At 65.1% G+C, this 1,196-nt stretch carries 2 protein-coding genes; both read left to right on the forward strand.

Features of this window, described 5'->3' with window-relative positions:
• Positions 1-611: PLP-dependent aminotransferase family protein (locus tag GY769_23405; protein ID MCP4204866.1), on the forward strand; the 611-nt coding region annotated here is incomplete at its 5' end.
• A 3-nt stretch (positions 612-614) separates the two neighbouring features.
• Positions 615-1,196, forward strand: a 582-nt coding sequence (ccsA, locus tag GY769_23410; protein MCP4204867.1) for a cytochrome c biogenesis protein CcsA, incomplete at its 3' end; no start/stop codon positions are given.

Raw genomic sequence — 1,196 nt, forward strand, 5'->3', positions numbered from 1 at the left:
CGCCTCTGACCGCGCTCAAGGGGCTAGACCGCCACGGTTGCACCATATATCTGGGTACCTTCTCCAAGTCGCTCGGTGCCGGGATTCGGATCGGCTACCTCGTCGTGCCGCGCGAATTGGCCGAGCCGGCGGCTCGGTGCAAGACGCTTCTCGACAACGGCAACCCGTGGTTGGAGCAGGCGACGCTCGCCGAGTTCATCGCCAGCGGTGGCTTCGACGGTCACCTGCGGCGCATCCGGCAAACTTACATGGACCGGCGCGACGCCCTAGTGGAGACCTTGCGTCGGCATTTCGGTGACGTCGACCTGCGCGGACTCGAAGGCGGCATGCATCTGGTCTGGCACTTGCCGCGGCACTTTCCGACGGCGGTTCAAGTTGAGGAACTCGCAAGACAACGCGGGGTTGGAGTCTACGCCTTCTCGGACGGCGGCGCCTGGGAGTTCGACGGCAGCAACTACGCCGAGCGTGTTCTCATGTTCGGCTACTCCTCTCTCTCGGAGAGCCAGATCCGCGGAGGAGTGAGCAGACTAGCCGCCGCGGTCGAGGACGCCTGCGCCAAGCGCAAGAGGCATCTCGAGGCCGGCCTCGTCCCGCAGCGCGAAGGTACGTGAGGAATGGACGACAGCGGCATCCAGCTAGGCATGGCCGCGACCGCGCTGGCTCTGGTGCTCGGGTTCATGGTGGGGCCCTGCGCGGTCTATGGCGCGCGGGCCGGACGTCCTGCCTTCGTCGAGGTGGCGCGCCAGGGCCTCTATGCCAACTTTGCTCTGATTACACTGGCTTGCCTGACCATCGTCGGGGCCTTCGTCTCCAGCGACTTTTCCGTCCTCTACGTCGCCGAGAACTCGAACAGCCGCCTGCCGCTTCTCTATCGGCTGACGGCGCTCTGGGGCGGGCACGAAGGCTCGCTGATGCTGTGGCTGTGGTATCTGACGCTGTTCGCCGCGTTGTGCGCCTTTCTCCACCGGCGCAGCCACCCCCATTCGATGCCCTACGTCATGGCGACGCTGGCCCTGATCCAGGTCGGGTTTCTGATCCTGATTCTGTTCCTGTCCAGCCCTTTCACCTTGATCCTTCCGCCGCCCCCCGACGGCCGCGACCTGAACCCGTTGCTTCAGGATCCGGGACTCGTCTTCCACCCTCCGACGCTCTACATGGGCTACGTCGGGTTCTCGGTGCCCTTCGCGTTCGCGATC

The organism is bacterium (genome assembly GCA_024224155.1).
Classification (GTDB): Bacteria; Acidobacteriota; Thermoanaerobaculia; order Multivoradales; family JAHEKO01; genus CALZIK01.